We start from the raw sequence: 22,284 nt of genomic DNA, 5'->3' as shown, positions 1-22,284 counted from the left end.
GTGAGCCGAAGCCACGGTTTGGTCGGTTAGGTCGGTCATGCTTGTTCTCTTTCCTTGTCTTTGAACGGAGGTAACGGTCGTGGCGCCGTCTTCACAACGCGCGAGCCGAGATGCCGTGGCGGCATGCTTCGCACGTGCGCGAATTTTACAGAAGTGCAAGGGAAAGATGGTGATTTGTCAGGCCGCGATAAAAAAGCCCCCGCCAGTCGCACGATTGGCAGGGGCTTCTCACAGATCACGCTAGTGTCCAAACGACCGCGGCTTCAGGACGGCGTCACACCCTTACCGCCGGCGGTACATAGCGGCACTCGTAACGCTTGCGAACCGTGCCGTTCTCATCGACGCTTTCCAGGTAGACGTCGAATTGCCACAGGCGCGCCATATGCTTGAGCACTTCGTCACTGTCACCGGAAAGATGCCGGTTGTCGCTCATGAAATGCCGTAGCGTCAAACTCCGGTCGCCGCGCGTATTCACCGCCCACACCTGAATGTTCGGCTCGCGATGATGCATGTCGTACTGCCGCGACAACGCCTGGCGCACGTACTGATAACCGCTGTCGTCGTGAATCGCCGAGACTTCGAGCGCGTCGCGCATATCGTCGTCGAGCACCGAGAAGAGGCGCATTTCACGAATCAGATGCGGCGACAGATACTGCGCGACGAAACTCTCGTCCTTGAAGTTGCGCATTGCATAATGCATGGCCGGTAGCCACGGGCTGCCCGCGAGTTCCGGGAACCACTTGCGGTCCTCTTCCGTGGGCGCTTCGCAAATCCGGCGAATGTCGCTCATCATCGAAAAACCGAGCGCGTACGGATTGATGCCGCTGTAATACGGTTTGGTGACGGGCGGCTGGTAGACCACATTGCTGTGCGAATGGAGAAACTCCATCATGAAGCCGTCTTCCAGCTTGCCCTGGTTGTACATTGTGTTGAGCAACGTGTAGTGCCAGAACGTGGCCCAGCCTTCGTTCATCACCTGCGTTTGCCGTTGCGGATAAAAATACTGGCCGACCTTGCGCACGATGCGGATGACTTCCCGCTCCCACGGCTCCAGCAACGGCGCGTTCTTCTCCGCGAAATACAGCAGATTCTCCTGCGGCTCCGGCGGATAGCGCTCCTCGATTTCCTCCGGCAGCGGCGTATGCCGGGTCGGCAAGGTGCGCCACAGTTCATTGACCTGGGACTGCAAATAAGCCTCGCGTTCGCGGCGCGCCGCAAACTCCTTTTCGAGCGAGAGCTTTTGCGGACGCTTGTAACGGTCCACGCCGTAGTTCATCAACGCGTGGCACGAGTCGAGCAATTCTTCGACCCGGTCGAGCCCGAAGCGCTCCTCGCACTCGGCGATGTAGTTCTTCGCGTAGACGAGGTAATCGATAATGGCATGCGCATCCGTCCACAACCTGAACAGATAGTTGCCCTTGAAAAACGAGTTGTGCCCGTAAGCCGCGTGGGCGATGACGAGCGCCTGCATCGTCATCGTGTTCTCTTCCATCAGATACGCGATGCAGGGATTGGAATTGATGACGATCTCGTACGCCAGCCCCATCTGCCCGCGACGGTAGCTCTTTTCGGTAGAGAGAAAGTGTTTGCCGAACGACCAGTGACGGTAGTTCACCGGCATACCGACGGACGCGTACGCATCCATCATCTGTTCGGCGCTGATGAGTTCGAGCTGGATCGGATACACGTCGAGTTCATATTGCTCTGCAACACGGGCAATATGCGAGTCGTACTCTTCGATCAATTCGAATGTCCAGTCGGACGGGCACGGCAGAGGCCGTCTATCGGCTACGTTCATACGGACTTCCCTTTGCCCCACGTTGGGCGTTCCGGTGTGTCCCCGTGCTGCAGCGGTGTCGACTGCTCCGGCCGTGGCGGCTCCCGTATCGTCCGCCTTTGCCTCGGCATGCCCCGACTGTTGCTGCTGCGGCACGCCTTTCCCGCGCTCCGGCGCGCCGTTCTCTGGCTCGCCGCGCGCTTCGTTGTGCGGGGGCTTGTTCGTCATGAATTAGCCGCCTGCTTTTCAAACAATTCACGAAACACCGGATAAATGTCAGCCGCGGTCTCGACCTTCTTCATCGCCATGTGCGGCTGGCTCAGGGCTAACTGCGCATATTCCAGCCACAAGTTCTGCTCTTCCGGCGTCACCTGAATATACGCAAAATAGCGCACCTTCTCCAGGATGTCATCAGAGAGAATCTTGCGGCACTTTGGCGAGTCGTCGGTCCAGTTGTCGCCGTCCGACGCCTGAGCGCCGTAAATATTCCATTCAGTCGGCGAATAGCGCTCGTCCATTACCTTCTGCATCAGCTCCAGCGCGCTCGACACGACCGTGCCGCCGCTTTCGGTCGAGTGGAAGAAGGTGTCTTCGTCGACTTCCTCGGCGCGCGTATGGTGGCGAATGAACACCACTTCGATCTTCTCGTAGTTACGCTTGAGAAACAGATACAGCAGAATGAAGAAGCGCTTGGCGAGATCCTTGCGCTGCTCGTCCATGGAACCGGACACATCCATCAGACAGAACATCACCGCCTGACTGGAAGGCGTGGGCTGCTTCACGCGGTTCACATAGCGCAGATCGAACGGATCGATAAACGGAATCCGCCAGATGCGCCCACGCAAATGGTGAATTTCCTCTTCGAGCAGTTTGATTTCGTCGCGACGATCGTCGGGATCGGCTTTCATCACCTCCAGTTGCCGTTCCATCTCGTGCAACTGGTTGACGAGCGGCGCACCGAGCGCAATGCGGCGGCCGAGGGCGCTGCGCAGCGAACGGACCACGTCGATATTGTTCGGCGTGCCTTCGGCGGCCCAGCCCGCGCGGATGCTTTTCCACGTGGGCACGGCCATCAGATGGGTTTTGACGAGACGCGGCAGTTCGAGGTCGTCGAAGAAATACTGCATGAATTCTTCGCGGCTCAGCTCGAACACGAAGTCGTCCTGACCCTCGCCTTCGTTGCTGGCCTGGTTGCCCCCGCCTCCACCGCCGCCGCCTTGCGGGCGCTGGATCTTGTCGCCGCGGATATAGTCGGCATTGCCCGGATGCACCATTTCCCGCTTGCCGCCGGGGCCATGCCGGAACGACGGTTCCGCAATGTCCTTGCGCGGGATCGTGATGCTCTGGGTGTTCTGAATATCCTTGATGCTGCGGTCGCGCACCGCTTCCGAAACGGCGCGACGAATATAGTTCTTTACGCGACGCAAAAAACGCTCGCGATTCGCAATGCTCTTGTTTTTGCCTGCCAACCTGCGGTCGATGATTTGATGAAGCACGCCCGGTCTCCGATCCCATGCAGCTGCACTAATTTCGGGTGCGCGAGACGCACGTTGCCTGAAGCAACGCTATGTCCATGCAATTTGCGCCTCGCAGGGTGCCCGCGCGGATGGACCGCGCGGGCGGCACGCAATGCGCATCATGACGACTTGCGCACGCGCAGATACCAGTCACACAGCAAGCGCACCTGCTTCGGCGTATAGCCCTTCGTCACCATGCGATTGACGAAGTCTTCGTGCTTGCGTTGCTCTTCCGCCGAACCCTTGGCGTTGAACGAGATCACCGGCAGCAACTCTTCCGTGTTCGAGAACATCTTCTTTTCGATCACGACGCGCAGCTTTTCGTAGCTGACCCATGCCGGATTCTTCCCGCCATTGGCCGCACGCGCACGCAGCACGAAGTTCACGATCTCGTTACGGAAGTCTTTCGGGTTGCTGATGCCCGCGGGTTTCTCGATCTTCTCCAGTTCGGCGTTCAGCGCCGCGCGGTCGAAACTCTCGCCGGTGTCGTGGTCGCGGAACTCCTGATCCTGGATCCAGAAGTCCGCGTACGTCACGTAACGATCGAAAATGTTCTGACCGTACTCGGAATACGACTCCAGATACGCGGTCTGAATCTCCTTGCCGATAAACTCCGCATAGCGCGAGGCGAGCACGTCCTTGATGAACGACAGATACTTCTGCTCGGTTTCCGGCGGGAACTGTTCGCGTTCGATCTGCTGTTCGAGCACGTACATGAGGTGCACCGGATTGGCCGCGACCTCGGTCGAATCGAAGTTGAACACGCGCGAAAGAATCTTGAACGCGAAACGGGTCGACACGCCGGTCATCCCTTCATCCACGCCCGCGAAATCGCGGTACTCCTGATAAGACTTGGCCTTCGGATCGGTGTCCTTCAGATTCTCGCCGTCGTACACCTGCATCTTCGAGAAGAGGCTTGAATTCTCCGGCTCCTGCAAACGCGTGAGCACGGACATCTGCGCCATCATCTTCAACGTGCCAGGTGCGCACACCGCGTTCGCCAGCGACGAATTGCGCAGCAGCTTCTCGTAGATCTTGATCTCTTCACCGTAGCGCAGGCAGTACGGCACCTTCACCACGAAGATCCGGTCGAGCAGTGCTTCGTTGTTGCGGTTGTTGCGGAACGCCTTCCATTCGGACTCGTTCGAGTGAGCCAGAATCACACCGTCGAACGGGATCGCGCCGAACCCTTCCGTGCCCTTGAAGTTACCTTCCTGGGTCGCCGTGAGCAGCGGGTGCAGCACCTTGATCGGCGCCTTGAACATTTCGACGAACTCGAGCAGGCCCTGATTCGCGAGACACAGGCCACCGGAGTAGCTGTACGCGTCCGCGTCGTCCTGCGCGTACTGTTCGAGTTTGCGGATGTCGACCTTACCGACCAGTGACGAAATGTCCTGATTGTTTTCGTCGCCCGGCTCGGTCTTGGCTATACCGATCTGGCGAAGGATCGACGGGTAGCGGCGCACCACGCGGAATTTGCGGATGTCGCCGTTGTATTCGTGCAGGCGTTTGACCGCCCACGGGCTGAGGATGCTTTTGAGGTAGCGGCGTGGAATGCCGTATTGTTCTTCGAGAATCGGGCCGTCTTCTTCGTAGTCGAACAGACCGAGCGGCGACTCGTTCACGGGCGAGCCCTTGATCGCGTAAAACGGCACACGCTCCATGAGCTGCTTGAGACGTTCCGCGATCGACGATTTACCGCCGCCGACCGGGCCCAACAGATACAGAATCTGCTTCTTTTCTTCGAGCCCCTGGGCAGAGTGCCGGAAGTAGGCGACCACCTGCTCGATCACCTCTTCCATTCCGTAGAACTCACGGAATGCGGGGTATACCTTGATGACCTTGTTCGCGAAGATGCGCGACATGCGCGGATCGTTACGAGTGTCGATCTGTTCCGGCTCCCCGATCGCCGTCAACATGCGTTCGCCAGCCGTGGCGTACGCGGCGGGATTGTCTTTGCAGAGCGCGAGATACTCCTCGAGCGAGAGCTCATCTTCTCGCGTTTTCTCGAAGCGGGTCGCGAAACTGCTGTAGATATCCATGCTACCTCCTCGCCGAAGTCTAGACCGATGTCGTGCGCGGCGCGCTATTCGGAAACGACATCGCTCGAATTCATCCTAAACCCTTTTAAATTTTTTTTCACGAACTACGTTGCGAAAATCGCGCCGCATTCGCCTCCCGACAATCCTCACTTGGAAACAAAGTTTCGACGACCTACAATCTTGCACTCGTATCTTGCACTCGTAACGCAGCGATTATGGTCACACGTCGCTGCCTTTGCACTCATGCCTTGCGGCCATATCAGCACTCTGCCTCAGTGCTGCTCAGTGATCCTGCAATCACGTCCCGCGCCAGCCGCTACGTTCATCGAACGATCCCACTGCTGTATCAGACGGCGTGTCTGCACACACACACTTTGTTGCTGAAAGCGCAGACGTGAGCCCGTTTTCTGTATCCGCCTCTTTTTTCATCAACGCGCGACACAAGCGTTCGGTCTACGCAAACAGTTGCCTGTTACATCTTCATGCATTGGTCATGCGTCATGCCAATCTCGATCATTTCACCGTGCAGCGTCAATCGCTTCGTCAACGCGCGAGCAGTTTTGTTCCGCGCGTTTTCATCCGTTGTACCAGTCATGTCGTTTCGCCTTACCCGCGTCGGCAGCGTGGTTAGCCACCTGTATAACTGGATGACGGCGAGACGCTGCGTCGTTCCAATAGGTGTATACGGCACGGCGGCCATCACAGATGCGAAAAATGTAAAACGGCCGCCCATAGGCAGCCGTTTGAGTGGAGCTTGGTAATGCGCTGTTACAAGCGCGCAGCCTCTCAGGTCAGTTCAATTTCCACTTCTCCAAGTCCGTCGATGTGCCCACGCACGATGCCCGCTTTGTCCAGCCTGTGTGCGCCGACGTACGAACCGGTGGTGAGCGTCCATTCCGGCTCGATGGTGATGCCCATGGCGGCACAATGGTTGACGAACCACACCAGCAGTTCGCGCGGGTCGCCAGCCGGATTGCCCGTGGCCTCCGGTATCAGCGAGTCGCCGTCGAAGCTCAGCTCCAGCTCCGGTGAAACGAAGTCGAAGCCACGCGCGAGCCCCGAATAAGCGACAGGATGACCGGTGATCAACGCGCCGTTGTTCTGGGCGTCGGCCAGTTGCGCAAGCGGCGCGACGTTCGGCCACTCGGTAAAGCGGCTGTCGACGATCTCGATGGCCGGCAGCACGACGCCGACCTTCGCCAGCACTTCGTCGCGCGCATAGGCCCGGCCGCGCGGCTCGATCGCCTCCGCGAAGCGGAAGGCGATCTCCAGTTCCACCAGCACCCGGAAGAAGCCGGCATGCGCGATGCGCGCCGGCGAAGGCAATACCAGCGAGGCCGGAATCGGCGCGCCCGAGGCGGCGCCGCCCGGCACTTTGGCGCCGATCTTCCAGCCACCGGTTGATTCGCCGAGACCGGCGATGACCGCCTGCTGGATCGCGTACGCGGTTGCCGCATCGGGCGGCAGGCTGTCGGGTGCGGGCACATCGATCGGGCGATGCTGCCGGCGTGCTTCGACGAGGCGGTGCGCGAGGTCGTGAGGCGTCATGTCGGTCCTTTGTGGCTGGCGCATTGAGCGGTTGAATGTGGCGTGTTGGTGGGTGGCCATGCGTCGCGGCGCTCGAAGGCGGCAAAACCGCGCCCGTTGAACTGACGAGCCGCGTCGGCGATTGCCGCTACATGTCTGGCAGCGACCCCCAAAGTGACTTTCTTCGGGGCGTCCGTCAATGTACCGGATCATTACGCTTGCCAGGGTACGGACTGCATACGCAAACGTTGGTTAATGCGCACACCATAAAAAAAGACCGCGAATGCGTACGCAATCGCGGTCTTTACGAGTGACACAGTCATCTGAACGGTCGCGCTTACCCATCTAATGGGATCGGCCGACGCGTCGGGAACGAATGTTGCGGCGAGGATCCGGTTAGAAGGTCTCCCAGTCCTGATCGCTGCCAGCGGTCGCCATAGCTTTTGCGGGCGCGCGTGCGGTTGCGGCAGCGGGCTGTGCTGCTGTGGCAGGCGCTTTCGTCACGGCGGCGGATTGCGGCGCCGGTTGCATGGCGGGAGCGCGCGAAACCTTGCGTGCGACCACCGGTCGCTGCAACGCAGGCGCGCGTTTCGGCGCCGCGCTTACGGGCTGCGTGTGGCCGCCTTCTTCCAGGTGAAACACCGCTACGGCCTGACGCAACTTGCCGGCCTGATCTTCGAGCGACGAGGCCGCGGCCGCCGCTTCTTCGACCAGCGCGGCGTTTTGCTGCGTGACTTCGTCCATCTGCGTGACGGCGCGCGCCACCTGATCGATGCCGCTGCTCTGTTCTTCGGAAGCCGCGGCGATTTCTCCCATGATGTCGGTCACACGCTGCACCGCACCGATGATGTCGGTCATGGTGCGGCCGGCTTCGTCGACCAACGCCGAACCCGACTGCACGCGCTCAACCGAGGTATCGATCAGCTCCTTGATTTCCTTCGCCGCCGCCGACGAACGCTGGGCGAGACTTCGCACTTCGCCCGCCACCACCGCGAAACCGCGGCCTTCTTCGCCGGCGCGCGCGGCTTCCACGGCCGCATTCAGGGCCAGGATATTGGTCTGGAACGCGATCCCTTCAATGATCGAAATAATGTCGGCGATCTTCGCCGAGCTTTGATTGATATCGCCCATCGTGCCGACCACCTTCTCGACCACGGCGCTGCCCTTGTTGGCGATCTCCGACGCATTCGCCGCAAGCGAGCTGGCCTGGCGGGCGTTGTCGGCGTTCTGCTTGACCGTGCCGGTGAGCTCTTCCATGCTCGATGCGGTTTCCTGCAGCGCCGAGGCCTGCTCTTCGGTGCGCGAGGACAGGTCGATATTGCCGGCGGCGATCTCGCGGGTCGCAGTCGCAATCGATTCGCTGCCGCTGCGCACGGTGCGCACCGTTTCGGTGAGGCTGCGCTGCATTCTGGCGATGCCTTCAAGCAGTTGCCCCATCTCGTCACGCGAAGTCACGACCACCGGGCGGCGCAGATCGCCTGCCGAGATCGCGTCGAAATGACCGAGCGCGGCGTCGAGCGGCCGGGCGATCGCGCGGCTGAGCGTCAGATACGAGATCGCCGCGGCCAGCACGCCGATCAGCAATGCGCCCGCGCTCACCAGGCGGAACAGTTCGAAGGCGCTTTGCGCCGCGTCGTAGCCGTCTTTGGCCGACGTGAACTGGAATTTGCGCAGCGCGTCGTCGGAATTAGCGAGATCGTTGTAGGCGATCTGCAGCCGCTTGGCGCCGTCGACCAACTTGCTTTGGTCGTTTGCTGTAACGATCGCCGCAAAAGCATCCAGTTGCTGATGCAGCGCGTCACGCTTGGCCACCACGTCCTGCGCGAGGCGCTCCTCATCCGGCCCGCGCGGCAGGTCCATATACTTTTTCCACCACATATCGGACGTGACGCGCATGGTGCGCGCGCGCTCGATTGTCGGCGCAACTTCCGGCGTGCCGATCAGGAACGCCGCCCGGTCGAGCGCCAACCGCTCGCGCGCCGCGTAGAGTTCGGCGTTGCCGATATCGACCGCGCTTGGCATGGCATTGGTGAACGTGTCCTTCAAGGCGTGGTTCGAATCGCTCATACCGAACATACCGAAGGCGCCGATGGCCACCAGCAACGCCGCGAGAAAAGCCATCGTGAGGCCTATGCGCGCCTTGATCGTAATGCCCTTGTTCAACATGTCTGGTTCCTGTGCTTTGAAAATGAGAGTTGCGTACGCAGCGGTTGGCGTGTGGTGGCTGCGTGTCGGCGCTCATTTGAGGCGGCGCTCTAATAACCCTGTTTACGGCACAGTAGTTAGTTCCTTGAAGGATTTATATGGTATGAGGAAAGGCGATGTAAGCAATTGGCAGGAATTACAAATCACTGACGGCGAGACGCTGATGCGAACCGACGATGCGAGATGCACCTAGGGTTGCTTGCGGAGGGGAAGTCAGAAAGACGGCGCGCCGTTTTGTGGAAATCGGGCGCAATGCAGCGTGCCAGCGGCACCAGATGACGCCTGCTCCGGGAAATCGATGTCCATGTCGTCAGCAGCGGTCATGCACGGATGCACCGGGCGAGCGGGTGCGCACCATCGCGCGTATGCGGGTTCGACAATGCGCGCGCAGCGCAGAGTCTGGACGCCAGATCAGGCCGCCAGATCGCGTTTGGCCGCGCCGCCCCAGGTCGCGGTGGACTCGCGCACGATCAGGCGCGGCGATACGACGCGCCGGCGGCCAGGCGGACGCGGACTATCGGGCGAGCCACCGGCAATGCGTTCGATCAGCGTCTGCGCGGCGATGTCGCCGAGCGCGCGCACCGACTGGCCGACGGTCGAGAGCGCCGGGTAGGTGAAACGCCCCAGTTCGATATCGTCGAACCCGATGATCGAGCAATCACGCGGCACGCTGATATTGCGTTCCGCGGCTGCGCGCAGCGCGCCGATGCCCATCATGTCGTTGCAGGCAAAAATCGCCGACGGTTTGACCGTGTCGAACAGTTGGCCCGCCGCGCGGTAGCCGCCGGTGCCCGAATAATCGCTTTCCACGATCGCGTCGGGCGCAATCTCAATGCCGCGCTCGCTCATCGCGCGGATGAAGCCATGCACGCGCATCGCGCTAACCGCTGTCTGCACCGTGCCGGTAATACAGCCGATCCGTACGTGCCCCAGTTCGAGCAGATGCCGGGTGGCGAGATACGCGCCCTTCTCATGGTCGATCTGCACGAGATCCGCATTCAGCCCTTCGATGTTGCGGTCCAGAATCACCAGCGGCTCGCGCGAGTCGGCGAGCGTCTGCGCGAGCACGGCGTCGTCGCCGGCGGATGCGACGATCAGGCCGTCGATCCGTTTTTCCTGCAGCACGCGCAGATAGTTACGTTGCTTGGCCGGATCGTCGTCGGAATTGCAGAAGAACACGCAGTAGCCATTGCGCGAGCAACCGTCCTCGATGCCGCGCGCCAGTTCCGCGAAATACGGGTTCGTGGTGTTCGGCACGACGAGCCCGATAGTCGCCGTCGACCGTGCCTTCAGCGAGCGGGCCACCGCCGACGGAACATAGTGAAGCTGACGGATCGCGTGCTCGACCTTCGCGCGCACGTCAGCCGACACGGGCCGCGAGTTGTTCACCACGTGCGATACCGTCGTGAACGACACGCCCGCCGCGGCCGCTACATCCTTGATCGTCGCCATAACCTGTTGCTCTCCTGCCTGTTTTACCCGCCGGCCGCACCACCTGGCGACCTACCGGCCGTTTTCTTCGAAAACTGACCAACCCCGTAAATACTGACGCTTTGCCGCGCGTCTCGCTGCGACTGCCCGTGCCGTGCATGCGGCCTCCGGTTCTGCTACTTCTGCTACTTCTGCTACTTCTGCTGCCGGCGTGCCGTGAACTGCCGGCTTGCCGCGCCGGCCCTCGATCAGGCGCGCTTGCGACGGCTGCGGTACGTATCCAGCACCACCGCCACCACGATTACCGCGCCGGTGATCATGCGCTTGGTCGGCTCATTCGCACCGATCTGCGCGAGGCCGGCCGCCAGCACCGAAATGATCAACACGCCGAAAAAGGTGCTGATCACCGAGCCGCGCCCGCCCATCAGGCTCGTGCCGCCGATCACCACGGCCGCGATCACCTGCAGTTCGACGCCTTGGCCCGCATTGGGGTCGGCCGCTTCCAGACGCGAGATCTGGAACAGCGCGGCCAGCCCGGCGAGCGCGCCCATCAGCGCGAACACGATGACCTTGTACGGCCGCGGATTGACGCCTGCGAGCCGCACCGCCTCCTCGTTGGTGCCGATGCCGACCAGATAGCGGCCGAACACCGTGCGCGTGAGCACCAGTTGCGCGATCACCATCACCGCCACCGCGATCAGGAACGCCGGCGAGATGCCAACTGCGATCGGGTTCGACAGGAAGTCGAACGCGTCGCCGATATAGGCGGTGCGCGAATTCGTCATCTGATACGCCATGCCGCGCGCGGCTTCGAGCACACCGAGCGAGACGATGAACGACGGAATCCGCCAGCCCACCGTCACCGCGCCGGTAATGGTGCCGGTCAGCGCCGCCGCGGCGACCCCGAGCAGCGCCGACGGCAATGGCCCCCAGCCCCACTTCAGCGCGGCCACGCTCACCACCGACGCGCCCAGCGCCAGCACCGACCCCACCGACAGATCGATCCCGGCGATGATCAGCACGAACGTCATGCCCACCGACATCACCACCAGATCCGGAATCTGATTGGCGATCGTGCTGAAGGTGTCGTACGTCAAAAAGTGCGAACTCAGCAGCGAGAACAGCACGATCATCGCCAGCAACGCGCCGGCGAGCCCGAGGTAATTCGAAAAGCCCAGACGCGTGCCGGCCGGCTTGCCGCTCGCGAGCGGCGCCGACGGGTCGGCGGGCGGCGTGACGGCGCCCGTGCTGCCCGCACCACTCACGCTCCCCACGCCGCCCACACCCGGCTTGTCGCCCGATGCTTCAGGCGCCGATTGATCGTTCATGACACACTCCCTGCTTCGCTGGTGTCGGGGGCGGCGTGCAGCAACGCTTCGCGGCTGCGATAGCCGGCGAAAGCCGCGGCCAGCAGCGCGTCCTGCGACCAGTTGTCGCGCTCGAACACACCCGTCATGCTCCCCGCGGACATCACGCCGATCCGGTCGCAGATCAGCATGAGCTCCCGCAAGTCGCTCGACACCACGACGAGCGCGCGTCCTTCGCGAGCCAGCGCACCCATCAAGCCATAAATATCGAACTTCGCGCCGACGTCGATGCCGCGCGTCGGTTCGTCGAACAACAGCACGCGGCAGTCGCGCGCCAGCCAGCGGCCGATCACGACCTTCTGCTGGTTGCCGCCCGACAGCTCGCCGACAATCTGCGCCGGCCCGGATGTGCGGATCCGCATCGCGGTGATCTGCTTCTGCGCCAGCGCGTTCTCCCGCTTCGCGTCGACGATGCCGTGCCGCGCCACGCTGCCGATATTGCCGAGCGACACGTTGGCCGCGATCGGCTGCGGCAGCAGCAGGCCTTCGCCTTTGCGGTCTTCGGTGATGAGCGCGATGCCGGCGCGCACCGCGTCCGAGGGCGAAGCGATCTGCACCGGCGTGGGCAGCGCGCCCGGCGTTGCAGCCAGCGCGACGCTACCGCTATCCTTCTGATCGGCACCGTAAATCAGCCGCATCAACTCCGTGCGGCCCGCGCCGATCAAGCCGCTAATGCCGAAAATCTCGCCCGCACGCACTTCGAACGACACCTCGCGCACCACCTTGCCGCGCGTCAGCCGCTCCACTTTCAGGAGCGGCGCGCCGATGTTGCGCACGCCCAGATCGATCCGCTCGCCGAGTTCACGGCCGACCATCCATGTGACGATTTGGTCGCTGGTCAGGTTGGCCATCGCGTCGACATGCACCAGCCGGCCGTCGCGCAACACCGCGATCTGCTCGGCCACTCGCGCCAGTTCCTCGAGGCGGTGCGAGATGTAGACCAGCGCCACGCCGCGCGCCTTCAACCGGTCGATCTGTTCGAACAGCAGATCGACCTCGCGCGCGGTCAGCATCGCGGTCGGTTCGTCGAGGATCAGCACGCGGCAGTCGTCGATCAGATTGCGTGCGATTTCCACCATCTGCTGGTGACCGATACCGAGCTCGCCGACCAGCGTGTCCGGATCGATCGCGTCGAGGCCGACCTGCGCCATGGCCTGGCGCGCGTCTTCACGCAGCTTGCGCCGGTCGATCCAGCCGAAGCTGAACGCGCCGACCCGCGGCAGGCGGTTCAGGAACAGGTTCTCGGCCACCGATAACGTCGGCAGCAGATTCAGCTCCTGCATCACCATGCGCACGCCGAGCGCCTCGGCCTCGGTGCGGCTTGCCGGCGCATAAGGCTCGCCGCCGAGCCGCATCGTGCCGGCGGTCGGCTCGACCAGCCCTCCAATGATCTTGGACAGCGTACTCTTGCCTGCGCCATTCTCACCCGTCAACGCCAATACCTCGCCGGCGCGCAGCGACAGGGAGATGTCGGCGAGCACCGGTTCGGCGTAGGTCTTGCCGATGCCGCTGACGGACAGTACGGCAGGTACAGCGTCGTGGTCGGTTGAATCCATCGCAATCCTGGTTCCAAGGCGGCGGCGGTGGCCTCACGCAATCCGTTTGCATGTGGCCGCCACCGGCCGTCTCGTGTCATGCGGGCCCAATGTGCGGAATGCACAGGCGCTAACAGCCACGCCCCCTCCCGTCGCGCGGCACCGTCATGACGCTTACCTCTGGAATTAACGGCGGCACGGCAGGTTTCTTGAGCGCTTATTGAATAGCCGCGGGTTCGTGAGCGCACGCCATGCATTGAGCATGAAACGTCGTTGCCCCGAACCTGCGTACGACTTAGCCCGGCGCTAACCGGGCCATGTTCACTTCGTGACCAGATCGCACGGCGTCTCCACCACGCCCGACAGATCCGACTGCTTCTTGTGCTCGCTGAGCGCCTTCAGCGCGGTGTCGATACCGAACACGGCCTGCTTGGCGGCGTACTGATCCGCGGTGGCGAGCACGCGTCCGTCCTTGAGCATCGGCTTGATCGCGTTGATGTTGTCATAGCCCACCACCAGCACTTTGCCCTGCTTGCCCGCCGCGCGCACGGCCGAGACCGCGCCGATCGCCATGTTGTCGTTGCCGGCGAGAAGCGCCTTCAGATTCGGGTATTCGTTGAGCATGGCCGACGCCACCGCATTGCCCTTGTCGATCTCCCATTCACCCGATTGCACCGAGACGACCTTCGCGCCGACCTTCTGCATGGCGTCCTTGAATCCGGCGGTGCGCTGCTGCGCGTTGGTGGTGGTGGACACGCCTTCGATGATGCCGACCTCGTCGCCCGCCTTGAGCTTTTTGGCCAGATAATCGCCGACCTTCTGCGCGCCCTTGCGGTTATCGGGACCGACGAACGGCACGTTCAGATCTTTCGACTTGAGCACGTCCGGGTCGAGCCGATTGTCGATATTCACGACGATGATGCCCGCATCAACCGCCTTCTTGACGACCGGCACCAGCGCCTTTGAATCAGCCGGCGCGAGCACGATCGCGTCGACCTTCGAGACGATCATCTGCTCGACGATGCGGATCTGGTTCGCGGTATCGGTCTCGTCCTTGATGCCGTTGGTGATCAGGTCGAATTGCGACGGGTTGTGCTTCTGATAGTCCTTCGCGCCGGTTTCCATGGTCAGGAAGAACTCGTTGGCGAGCGACTTCATCACCAGCGCGACCTTCGGCTTGTGAGCGGGCGCGCTCTGCGCATACGCGGAGGAAAACGGCAAAGCGGCGCCGGCGGTGGCGAGGACGGCGGCCGTCAGGATGCGGCGGCGAATGCGTTGGTTCATGCCTATCTCCAGGGTCTGTCGGGCTCAAAAAAAGAGTCTTATTTTTAATAGTGCGCAAACGTTTGCGTGGGCCATTCTCAGCGCAGTTTGCGCGACTTGTCAACGACGCGCGGTGGTGCGGCGCACCCGCTCGATTCGAACCGGCGCACCGGGTCGGCGCGCCGGCAGGTGACGTGTGGCAAAGGGTCCCTCGCTTGGTCCGTGCTTGGCGAATTTGCCGCCGGCTGCAAGATCACAGCCCGGCGGGCCGCCTATGCTGGACTTTAATTGCGCACGATGCAAGCGGGGACAACGCGGGACGAGCTCGCAAAGCGCCGCCCTCTGCGTCGATCAAAGCCAGCCGGCTTTGCGGAATCGCCAGTACAGCACGAGGTCGACGGTCAGCATGACCGCCAGACAGATCGGATAGCCGTACTTGTAGTGCAACTCGGGAATGCTCTGGAAGTTCATCCCGTAGATGCCGGCAATCATGGTCGGCACCGCGAACAGCGCGGCGAACGAGCCGAGCCGTTTGGTCACCTCGCTCTCGGCGAGCGAAATCATGCCGAGATTGACCTGCACGGCGGTGACGACCATTTCGCGCCGCCCGTCGATGATTCTCACGATCCGCTCGAGGTGATCGTAGACGTCGCGGAAGTACGCCTGCATGCCCTCGCAGACGCTCGGAATGCGCCCGCCCGTGAGTTTGCTGATGGCTTCCTGCAGCGGTGCGATATGGTGCTGCAGGATCACGAGGCGGCGCTTGAGCGAGTACAGATCCTGGATGATCGCGCGCGACGCCGCGGAATTGTTGCGGTCGAAGATACGGTCTTCGAGTGCCTCGATCTCGCTGTTCATCGTCTCGATGATCGGAAAATATCGATCGACGATGTCGTCGGCGAGCGCATACAGCACGAACGCCGAGCCTTCCTTGAGCAATTGCGGTTCGCGCTCGCAGCGGGCGCGCACATTCTGAAAGCCGATGCGCGTGCCGCGCCGCACCGACAGCACATAGTTGCGCCCCACGAACACGTCGACTTCGCCGATCAGCAATTCGTTGTCTTCGTCCATCTCCACCGTGTGCATCACCGCGAACAGCGATTCGCCGTACTCCTCGATCTTGGGGCGCTGGTGACCGTTCTGCGCGTCTTCGATCGCGAGTTCGTGCAGGCCGAATTCGTGTTTCATCACGGCCAGCTCTCCCGGGCCCGGGTCCTTCAGCGCCACCCAGACAAAGCACTCGGGCCGCGCCACGTAATCGCTGATGCTATCGATGTCGATGTCTGCCAGCTTCCGGCCGTCCTGATAGGCGGCGCAATTGATCAGCATGTTTGAATTACCTTGAAAACGGAACAGACCGGCCGGACCCTTACGACGCGTAAGCCATGCGTCGGGCCTAAACCGGCCGGATTTGCAATAGCCGTCATGTTAAGGGCTATGCGTGGGCGTCATGTATCGAATTGTTAAACCGCGTGGGCGCTTCAGGCTGCATGCTCGCGCGGCAGAGAACGCTATTGAGCGACCCGCTGCAGCGCAATGCGGTGGTCGTCGCCGAACGTGACCGAAGCGCGATTGGTGTAGCGCGTATCCGCCGTCACCATGAAGCGCATTTCGATGACAGGATCAAACTGCGTCGACACGGCGATGCGATGCACGCCCGGGCTCAGATAAAAGACCACGTGCTCGCCGTTCATTACGTCCGTGACCTGCTCGCCGTCGATATACACCAGCGCACTGCGAAAACGCACGATCACGTCGCGCGAGCGCTCACGCCGGACATCCACGGCGACGAGCCCCGCCCCCGGCTCCGTGTAGCCAGCCCGGACGATGCGCGCGGCCGGCACTGCCTTGAACGGAACGGGCTCGGCGGGTGTGGAAGCGCAGCCGGCGAGCACGCCAAGGCTCAACGCGGCCAGCGTGCCCAACGCGCCCAGCCGGGCCATGGCGACCAGCGTGGCTTTGCGATGGTGATCCAGACGCATCGGCATGCGGGTACTCCCGTGTTGTTGATTGTGGTCCCGCTTTTCTGCTTCTTCTAACCAGCATGCCGGACGATGCCCGACCGTCCTGACCGCTGCTGCTCCCTTTCCATGCATGATAGCAACGCACGCCCGTTCTGCCAGCCTGGCCGAATGGACGACCCCTGGCCCCTTGCGTGGCGCCGCGTTCTTCTTCATGATCGCTGCAAAGGGCAGCTATTAACCTGCCGATCACAAGGAGACAGCAATGTGGTATTTCACCTGGATTCTCGGCATCGGCGTGGCATTGGGCTTCGGCATCATCAACGTGATGTGGCTGGAGGCCGGCGGCAAGTTCGCCCGTGACCCACAGGTGGCTGGCGCCGTATCCGCCCCGCCGGAGGACATGCCTTCGTGACACATATGGTTTTCTTCTGCGGTCACGCAGGCACGGGCAAGACCACGCTCGCGAGGAAACTGCATGGCCCGCTGATGAAAGCGTGCGGCACGCCCTTCTGCCTGCTCGATAAAGATACGCTTTACGGTGGCTACAGCGCGGCCGCCATGGCCATGCTGACCGGCGACCCCAACGACCGCGACAGCCCGCTGTTCCTCGAGCATCTGCGCGATCCCGAGTACCGCGGCCTGCTCGACACCGCCCGCGACAATCTCGAACTCGGCGTTAGCGCGCTGGTGGTCGGGCCGCTTTCGCGCGAAGTGCGCGAGCGGCGCCTGTTCGATCGCGCGTGGCTGGGCGTGAGTGCCGAAGTAGCGTTGCGGGTCGTATGGGTTTATACGTCGGAAGAGACGGCGCATCAGCGGATCGTGGAGCGCGCGAATCCGAACGACGCCTACAAACTCGCGCATTGGGACGAGTACCGGCAGCGCCGCTTCGCGCCCAGCGGCGATCTCTGCGACGACCTGCTGATGTTCGACAATACCGCGCCCGCTTCGGCGGATTATCAAGCGCTGCTCGCACGCATTGTCGGCGCGCCGCGCGGGGCCGCGATCATGCCGCCGGTGCCGGTTTAGCCTGCGCGGCACGCCACAAAAAACGACGCCCCGCAGCGCGGGGCGTTTGAAAGACCCTCTACGGAGTCTTCATTGCTGTGTGCAGCAGGCTTTTCTCGCCTGCCGCCACGTTGTCGCACGGCCCTCATGCCACGCCGTCAGACAGTCGCCATCGTCTCCAGCGACTGTCCCTCGTACAACTGGCCGAAGCGGTTCGCAAGGAAATCGCGCAGCGACACCTGCTCCTGACGCACAAAGCCCTTTTGCGGCAGCTTCTGTTCACGGAACAGATCGAGCACCGCGCACATCGCGCCGGCCGTGGTGATCTGGATCGCGCTCATCGGCACGCCGCACACCGTCTTCGCGAAGATCTTGCGGGTGAAGACTTCCTGCACCAGTTGACCGTCGCGCATGCCGCTCACCGTGATGAACACGAGCACCACGTCTTGCGCGGTGGAAGGCACCGAACGGCGCATGATGTTCTTGAGCGTGTCGCGGTCGCTGGCAAGACGCAGGTCTTCGAGCAGGAACTGCATCAGGTTGCGGTGGCCCGGATAGCGCACCGACTTGTAGTCGAGCGATTCCACCCGGCCCGACAAGGTTTCGCACAGCGTGCCAAGACCGCCGGAGGTATTGAAGGCTTCATACTCGGTGCCGTCGAGCGAGAAATGTTCAAGGCCTTCGAGCGGCTGCACCCATTGCGTGCGGCTGTCGCGGATCGCTTCGCACGGCTGGCAGTACTCGTTGATCAGACCGTCGACGCTCCACGTCAGGTTGTACTTCAGCGCGTTGGTCGGGAATTCCGGCAGCGCGCCCACGCGCATCTTGACGTCGCGGATTTCCGTGAAGCGGTTTGCGAGTTCGTGCGCGGCAATGCCGATAAAGCCCGGCGCCAGACCGCACTGCGGCATGAAGGCGTGATCGGCGTCGTCGGCGATCGCGCGGATCGCGTGCGTGGCGCGCACGTCTTCCGTCAGATCGAAGTAATGCACGCCCGCGCCCTTGGCAGCCGCGGCCACGTTCACGGCGAGGTAATAAGGCAGCGCGTTGACGAGCGCGTCGGAGCCTTGCACGGCCGCGCGCAGCGCGGCGGCATCGGCGGAATCCACACGGCGGGTCGGAATGCCCTGAGCGGCGAGCTTGTCGAGCGCGTGCTGGTCGCGGTCGAACGCGACGACTTCGTAGTCGCCGGTTTCACGCAACATATGGGCGATGGTGTGACCGATCAAACCTGCGCCTACGATAGCTACTTTCATACGCTTCTCCTTGTTATCTGTGTGCTGTCTCCAGCTTGGGACGTGCGCTGCGCTCGTGGCGCCGCGCCCAGCGGGCTGAACCCTTGAGCAACAGTTTAGGGAGAAGCAAAAACACTTCATACGCGCAAAATGCTGCGCTATGACTATGAACTTCGACGTTATGACGAACACATCAGTCGATGTGTCGAAAAGTTCTTAAAACCGCGTAAATGAATGGCGCCGTGCGCAGCCCAGGGAGGCTGCTCGTGCGCTCACACCATGCCGCGGTCGATCTTGCGCGCGAGAATGATCGAGGTCGTGGTCCGCTCCACGCCTTCCAGACCGCCGATCTGGTCAAGCAGATCGTTGAGCCGGTCGGGCGAATCGGCGCGCAGCCACGCAACGTAATCGAACTCGCCGCTCACCGCGCACAGCAACTGCACCTCGGGCATCTTGCCGAGACGTTTCTGCACGGCGGGCCCGTGTTTGGGCGCGATGATGATGCCGACGTAGGCCATGATGCTCGAGTCGAGCACGTCCTGGCCGAGCCGAACGCTGTAACCGGCGATCACGTTGCTGCGCTCGAGCCGCGCAATTCGCGCGATCACCGTAGTCCGCGCCACGCCCAGTTGGCGCGCGAGATTGGCGACGCTCTCGCGTGCGTTGGCTTGTAGCAGCGCAACCAGGTTGCGGTCGAGATCGTCGAGTTGGTCGAGGCGCGGAGGTCTCATCGAAGGTCAATGATGTGGTTCAGGTGAGGCGGATTATCGCGCGTCTGCGGCGGCGAATGGAGAAGTCGGCGGGCCGATCCGCATGAACCGTCAAGCAGGCCGCGACAGACATCGCAAGCGTTGCCCACTTCATGACAACTGGCAGCGGCTGCCGCCGTTACTCCCCGAACCGTTCGATCACGAAATCGATGAAGCTGGTGAGCTTGGCCGTGGCGCGGCGATCGCTCGGATAAACCAGATGGACCGGCGCGCCCTCCGGCAGATAGTCCTCCAGCACGGACACCAGTTCGCCGCTGGCGATTTCCCTCGCGAGCAGCGCCTCCGGCTGCAACACGAGCCCGAAGCCGTGCAACGCGGCGACCTTGAGCGCCTGGCCGTTGTTCGCGCGAAACCGTCCGGCGCGCAGATGGTTCTCCTCCGCGCTCTCGCCGCCGAGGCGCCATAAACCTTCGCGGCCCCAGTGCAGAAACCCGAGGCATTCATGCTCCTTGAGATCCTCCGGCGTGCGCGGCGTGCCGGCGCGCGCCAGATACGCCGGAGAAGCGCATGCGCGCATCCGGTAGGGTTTCAGCGGCCGTGCGACCAGACTCGAATCCGGCAATTGGCCGATGCGTATCGACGCATCGAAACCCTCTTCCACCAGGTCGATCACGCGATTCGAAAGATCGAGTTCAAGCGTGATGTCTGGCCATGCGGTGAGGTATTCGGTCATTGCCGGGGCGAAGACTTCCACGCCATAGGTGAGCGGCACCGTCACTTTAAGCACGCCGCGCGGCGCGGCGGCCATCGCCTCGGCAAGCGACTCCGCGTCCTTGACGTCAGCGAGGATGCGCCGGCATTGCTCGTAATACTGCCGGCCGATCTCCGTCAGGCTTTGCCGGCGTGTCGTGCGCGTCAGGAGCCGCGTGGCGAGCCGGGTTTCCAGTGAACGGATATGCTTGCCCACCATCGCCGACGAAATGTCGAAGCGCTCGGCGGCCGCCGTCAGACTGCCCGCCTCGACCACCGCGACGAAGATTTCCATGCTGACGAATTTGTCCACCCGCTATTTCCTGTTCGTTTCGGTTGTAAGCGTTTGTCGCACAAGAGCCGCATTGTAGGGATATCGTGATACTAATAGCGGCGACGGCAAAGTGGGCAGCCGGCCGCCATGCGTCGCCATGACTGGCGCAAGGCGGGCCGCTCGCACACGAGCCTTGTCCCAATTCGAACAGACATCAGGAGTTTCGATGAAAAAAGCACTGGTAATGCTGGCCACCGCAGTCGCCATGAGCGGCGCATTCGCACAAACTTCCGCGCCGGCGTCGGCGCCGGTGAGCGCCGCTTCGGCACCCGCCGCCAAGGCCGGCCACGAGCGCAATGTCGAAGACCGCATCGCCTACCTGCATTCGCAACTGAAGATTACTTCGGCTCAGGAACCACAGTGGAAAGCGTTCGCCGACGTGATGCGCGGCAATGGCCAGACGATGGGCGAGTTGTTCCAGCAGCGCCGGGCCGCGACCAACGTGTCCGCGCTCGACGACATGAAGCAATACGCGACCATCGCGCAAGCACATGCTGACGGCATGAAGAAACTGGTCGATGCGTTCGACCCGCTGTATAACAGCTTCTCGCCGGAACAGAAGAAACTGGCTGACGTGACTTTCCATCAACCGGGCGGTGTGGAAGGCCATGGTCATCGTGGCAAGGGTAAAGGTGGCAAGGCCGCCGCTGCCCCGGCAAGCGACGCCACTGTGAAGCCGTAAGAAACCCACTGCGCGCCGCGCGGATATGCCGCGGCGCGCGCCGGGGTGGTTGGCCGAATTTATTGGCCGGGCTTATTGCATGACCGGCCGCGTAGACCGGCTCCGCCCCACCAATTCGCGCTTTCTCTGAATCCGCATGCCGATCCGGCAACCTTCCGTTTTGTCTTTTCACGTATATGCAACACACGGCCGTTCCGCGCCGCTGTTCATCGCAAAAGAAACCGGTCGTCAGATGCATCTGGCATGATGCGAGTCGTACGCGGCCCGAAGACCTGAAGTCCTGCGCCGCCGCCCCGCTCCCCATACCAGCTCGCTTTATGACCGAACTCAAAAATCTCGATCTGAATCAAGACGCTAACGCCTGCCGTGTCGTAAAAGACGAAACGGTCAGCGTGGAATTTGCCGCCGCCGAAGGCGAATTGATGAGCCTTGAAGGCCCGAACCGTTACGTCCGCGGCGACGCGCTGATCACCGGATCAACAGGTGACCGCTGGGTCGTCTCACGGGAACGCTTCAACGCCAAATACGTTCCCGCCGACGCAACGATCTCGCACGGCGAAGCGGGTGCGTACCGCAACCGCCCCGCTGTCGTGCTGGCCAAACAGATGCATGAAGCGTTCACGCTCGCGCGCTCGGCAAACGGTGGCGACGTGCTGCACGGCGCCGCCGGCGACTGGGTCATGCAGTACGCGCCGGGCGACTACGGTGTGGTACAGGCGGCACGCTTCGCGAAGGTTTATCGCGTGGCGAGTTAGGCGTGATTAGCGGCGCTGACCGCGCGAGCGCCTGACCGGTCACGACCGCGCTCGCGCGACAAGCGCGTGGATTCGAGGCTTTGCTGGCAGCTCACGGCTCGTGCCGCAAATAGCCCTCTTTTGAAGGGTCACGCATCAGGAACGCCACGACACCGGCGATTGCGCACATCGCCGTCACATACCAA

The 22,284-nt window shown here is 62.3% G+C and carries 18 protein-coding genes; 4 read left to right on the top strand and 14 right to left on the bottom strand.

From position 1 onward, the window contains the following. Positions 1-274: 274 nt before the first annotated feature. The 11 genes from P0D70_RS32765 to P0D70_RS32715 form a co-directional block, all read right to left on the bottom strand. Positions 275-2,005, bottom strand: coding sequence for a SpoVR family protein (locus P0D70_RS32765; RefSeq protein WP_091793776.1), 1,731 nt, complete (start codon positions 2,003-2,005; stop codon positions 275-277). After that, a complete protein-coding gene (locus tag P0D70_RS32760; protein WP_091793773.1) occupies positions 2,002-3,273 on the bottom strand; it encodes a YeaH/YhbH family protein in 1,272 nt (423 codons plus the stop codon). Before P0D70_RS32760 ends, P0D70_RS32765 begins: the two co-directional genes overlap by 4 nt. Before the next feature lie 140 nt (positions 3,274-3,413). Further along, positions 3,414-5,336, bottom strand: a complete 1,923-nt coding sequence (locus P0D70_RS32755; protein WP_007181736.1) for a PrkA family serine protein kinase — start codon at positions 5,334-5,336, stop codon at positions 3,414-3,416. A 786-nt stretch (positions 5,337-6,122) separates the two neighbouring features. Beyond that, complete coding sequence (locus tag P0D70_RS32750; RefSeq protein WP_091793769.1) at positions 6,123-6,884, bottom strand: 2-keto-4-pentenoate hydratase; 762 nt, start codon at positions 6,882-6,884, stop codon at positions 6,123-6,125. Positions 6,885-7,259: 375 nt separating this feature from the next. Next, positions 7,260-9,029 (bottom strand): methyl-accepting chemotaxis protein, encoded by a 1,770-nt coding sequence (locus tag P0D70_RS32745; RefSeq protein WP_408187547.1) that lies wholly within the window; start codon positions 9,027-9,029, stop codon positions 7,260-7,262. A gap of 450 nt (positions 9,030-9,479) precedes the next feature. Next, positions 9,480-10,520, bottom strand: coding sequence for a LacI family DNA-binding transcriptional regulator (locus P0D70_RS32740; RefSeq protein ID WP_408187546.1), 1,041 nt, complete (start codon positions 10,518-10,520; stop codon positions 9,480-9,482). A 227-nt stretch (positions 10,521-10,747) separates the two neighbouring features. Next, complete coding sequence (locus tag P0D70_RS32735; RefSeq protein ID WP_408187545.1) at positions 10,748-11,827, bottom strand: ABC transporter permease; 1,080 nt, start codon at positions 11,825-11,827, stop codon at positions 10,748-10,750. Further along, positions 11,824-13,422, bottom strand: coding sequence for a sugar ABC transporter ATP-binding protein (locus P0D70_RS32730; RefSeq protein WP_408187544.1), 1,599 nt, complete (start codon positions 13,420-13,422; stop codon positions 11,824-11,826). The genes P0D70_RS32735 and P0D70_RS32730 overlap by 4 nt, the downstream gene beginning before the upstream one ends. A gap of 300 nt (positions 13,423-13,722) precedes the next feature. Next, positions 13,723-14,685 carry a sugar ABC transporter substrate-binding protein gene (locus tag P0D70_RS32725; protein ID WP_408187543.1) on the bottom strand — a complete coding sequence of 321 codons (963 nt, stop codon included), beginning with the start codon at positions 14,683-14,685 and terminating at the stop codon, positions 13,723-13,725. Between the two features lie 330 nt (positions 14,686-15,015). After that, a complete protein-coding gene (gene corA / locus P0D70_RS32720) occupies positions 15,016-15,993 on the bottom strand; it encodes a magnesium/cobalt transporter CorA (protein ID WP_091793757.1) in 978 nt (325 codons plus the stop codon). A 182-nt stretch (positions 15,994-16,175) separates the two neighbouring features. After that, on the bottom strand, positions 16,176-16,652 hold the full coding sequence (locus tag P0D70_RS32715) for a hypothetical protein (protein ID WP_408187542.1): 477 nt from the start codon (positions 16,650-16,652) through the stop codon (positions 16,176-16,178). A gap of 238 nt (positions 16,653-16,890) precedes the next feature. Between P0D70_RS32715 and cydX the strand changes: the two genes are divergently transcribed. Together cydX and P0D70_RS32705 are read left to right on the top strand one after the other, a co-directional pair. Then, a complete protein-coding gene (gene cydX / locus P0D70_RS32710) occupies positions 16,891-17,040 on the top strand; it encodes a cytochrome bd-I oxidase subunit CydX (RefSeq protein WP_408187541.1) in 150 nt (49 codons plus the stop codon). After that, complete coding sequence (locus P0D70_RS32705; RefSeq protein ID WP_408187540.1) at positions 17,037-17,654, top strand: P-loop nucleotide/nucleoside kinase family protein; 618 nt, start codon at positions 17,037-17,039, stop codon at positions 17,652-17,654. Before cydX ends, P0D70_RS32705 begins: the two co-directional genes overlap by 4 nt. Before the next feature lie 137 nt (positions 17,655-17,791). On the opposite strand, the gene P0D70_RS32700 is transcribed toward P0D70_RS32705, so the two are convergent. From P0D70_RS32700 to P0D70_RS32690, 3 genes are all read right to left on the bottom strand, one after another. Next, entirely contained in the window at positions 17,792-18,889 is a 1,098-nt protein-coding gene (locus tag P0D70_RS32700; RefSeq protein ID WP_408187539.1) for a saccharopine dehydrogenase family protein, read from the bottom strand. Between the two features lie 251 nt (positions 18,890-19,140). Beyond that, positions 19,141-19,599: an Lrp/AsnC family transcriptional regulator gene (locus P0D70_RS32695; protein ID WP_007181725.1), complete on the bottom strand. Its 459-nt coding sequence runs from the start codon at positions 19,597-19,599 to the stop codon at positions 19,141-19,143. A 157-nt stretch (positions 19,600-19,756) separates the two neighbouring features. Then, entirely contained in the window at positions 19,757-20,641 is an 885-nt protein-coding gene (locus tag P0D70_RS32690; RefSeq protein WP_408187538.1) for a LysR substrate-binding domain-containing protein, read from the bottom strand. A 187-nt stretch (positions 20,642-20,828) separates the two neighbouring features. Between P0D70_RS32690 and P0D70_RS32685 the strand changes: the two genes are divergently transcribed. Together P0D70_RS32685 and P0D70_RS32680 are read left to right on the top strand one after the other, a co-directional pair. Continuing rightward, positions 20,829-21,344, top strand: a complete 516-nt coding sequence (locus P0D70_RS32685) for a Spy/CpxP family protein refolding chaperone (RefSeq protein WP_091793745.1) — start codon at positions 20,829-20,831, stop codon at positions 21,342-21,344. A gap of 317 nt (positions 21,345-21,661) precedes the next feature. Further along, on the top strand, positions 21,662-22,099 hold the full coding sequence (locus tag P0D70_RS32680; protein WP_408187537.1) for a PGDYG domain-containing protein: 438 nt from the start codon (positions 21,662-21,664) through the stop codon (positions 22,097-22,099). The last annotated feature ends 185 nt before the right edge of the window (positions 22,100-22,284 follow it).

Source organism: Paraburkholderia sp. RL17-381-BIF-C, from assembly GCF_046026435.1.
Lineage (GTDB): Bacteria > Pseudomonadota > Gammaproteobacteria > Burkholderiales > Burkholderiaceae > Paraburkholderia.
This window is presented reverse-complemented; position numbering and strand designations above follow the sequence as displayed.

Coding starts and splice junctions, on each gene's coding strand:
- P0D70_RS32730 (WP_408187544.1), bottom strand. CDS start 13,422: ATGGATTCAACCGACCACGACGCTGTACCTGCCGTACTGTCCGTCAGC.
- P0D70_RS32745 (WP_408187547.1), bottom strand. CDS start 9,029: ATGTTGAACAAGGGCATTACGATCAAGGCGCGCATAGGCCTCACGATG.
- corA (WP_091793757.1), bottom strand. CDS start 15,993: ATGCTGATCAATTGCGCCGCCTATCAGGACGGCCGGAAGCTGGCAGAC.
- P0D70_RS32695 (WP_007181725.1), bottom strand. CDS start 19,599: ATGAGACCTCCGCGCCTCGACCAACTCGACGATCTCGACCGCAACCTG.
- P0D70_RS32755 (WP_007181736.1), bottom strand. CDS start 5,336: ATGGATATCTACAGCAGTTTCGCGACCCGCTTCGAGAAAACGCGAGAA.
- P0D70_RS32715 (WP_408187542.1), bottom strand. CDS start 16,652: ATGCCGATGCGTCTGGATCACCATCGCAAAGCCACGCTGGTCGCCATG.
- cydX (WP_408187541.1), top strand. CDS start 16,891: ATGTGGTATTTCACCTGGATTCTCGGCATCGGCGTGGCATTGGGCTTC.
- P0D70_RS32735 (WP_408187545.1), bottom strand. CDS start 11,827: ATGAACGATCAATCGGCGCCTGAAGCATCGGGCGACAAGCCGGGTGTG.
- P0D70_RS32700 (WP_408187539.1), bottom strand. CDS start 18,889: ATGAAAGTAGCTATCGTAGGCGCAGGTTTGATCGGTCACACCATCGCC.
- P0D70_RS32685 (WP_091793745.1), top strand. CDS start 20,829: ATGAAAAAAGCACTGGTAATGCTGGCCACCGCAGTCGCCATGAGCGGC.
- P0D70_RS32680 (WP_408187537.1), top strand. CDS start 21,662: ATGACCGAACTCAAAAATCTCGATCTGAATCAAGACGCTAACGCCTGC.
- P0D70_RS32765 (WP_091793776.1), bottom strand. CDS start 2,005: ATGACGAACAAGCCCCCGCACAACGAAGCGCGCGGCGAGCCAGAGAAC.
- P0D70_RS32740 (WP_408187546.1), bottom strand. CDS start 10,520: ATGGCGACGATCAAGGATGTAGCGGCCGCGGCGGGCGTGTCGTTCACG.
- P0D70_RS32750 (WP_091793769.1), bottom strand. CDS start 6,884: ATGACGCCTCACGACCTCGCGCACCGCCTCGTCGAAGCACGCCGGCAG.
- P0D70_RS32725 (WP_408187543.1), bottom strand. CDS start 14,685: ATGAACCAACGCATTCGCCGCCGCATCCTGACGGCCGCCGTCCTCGCC.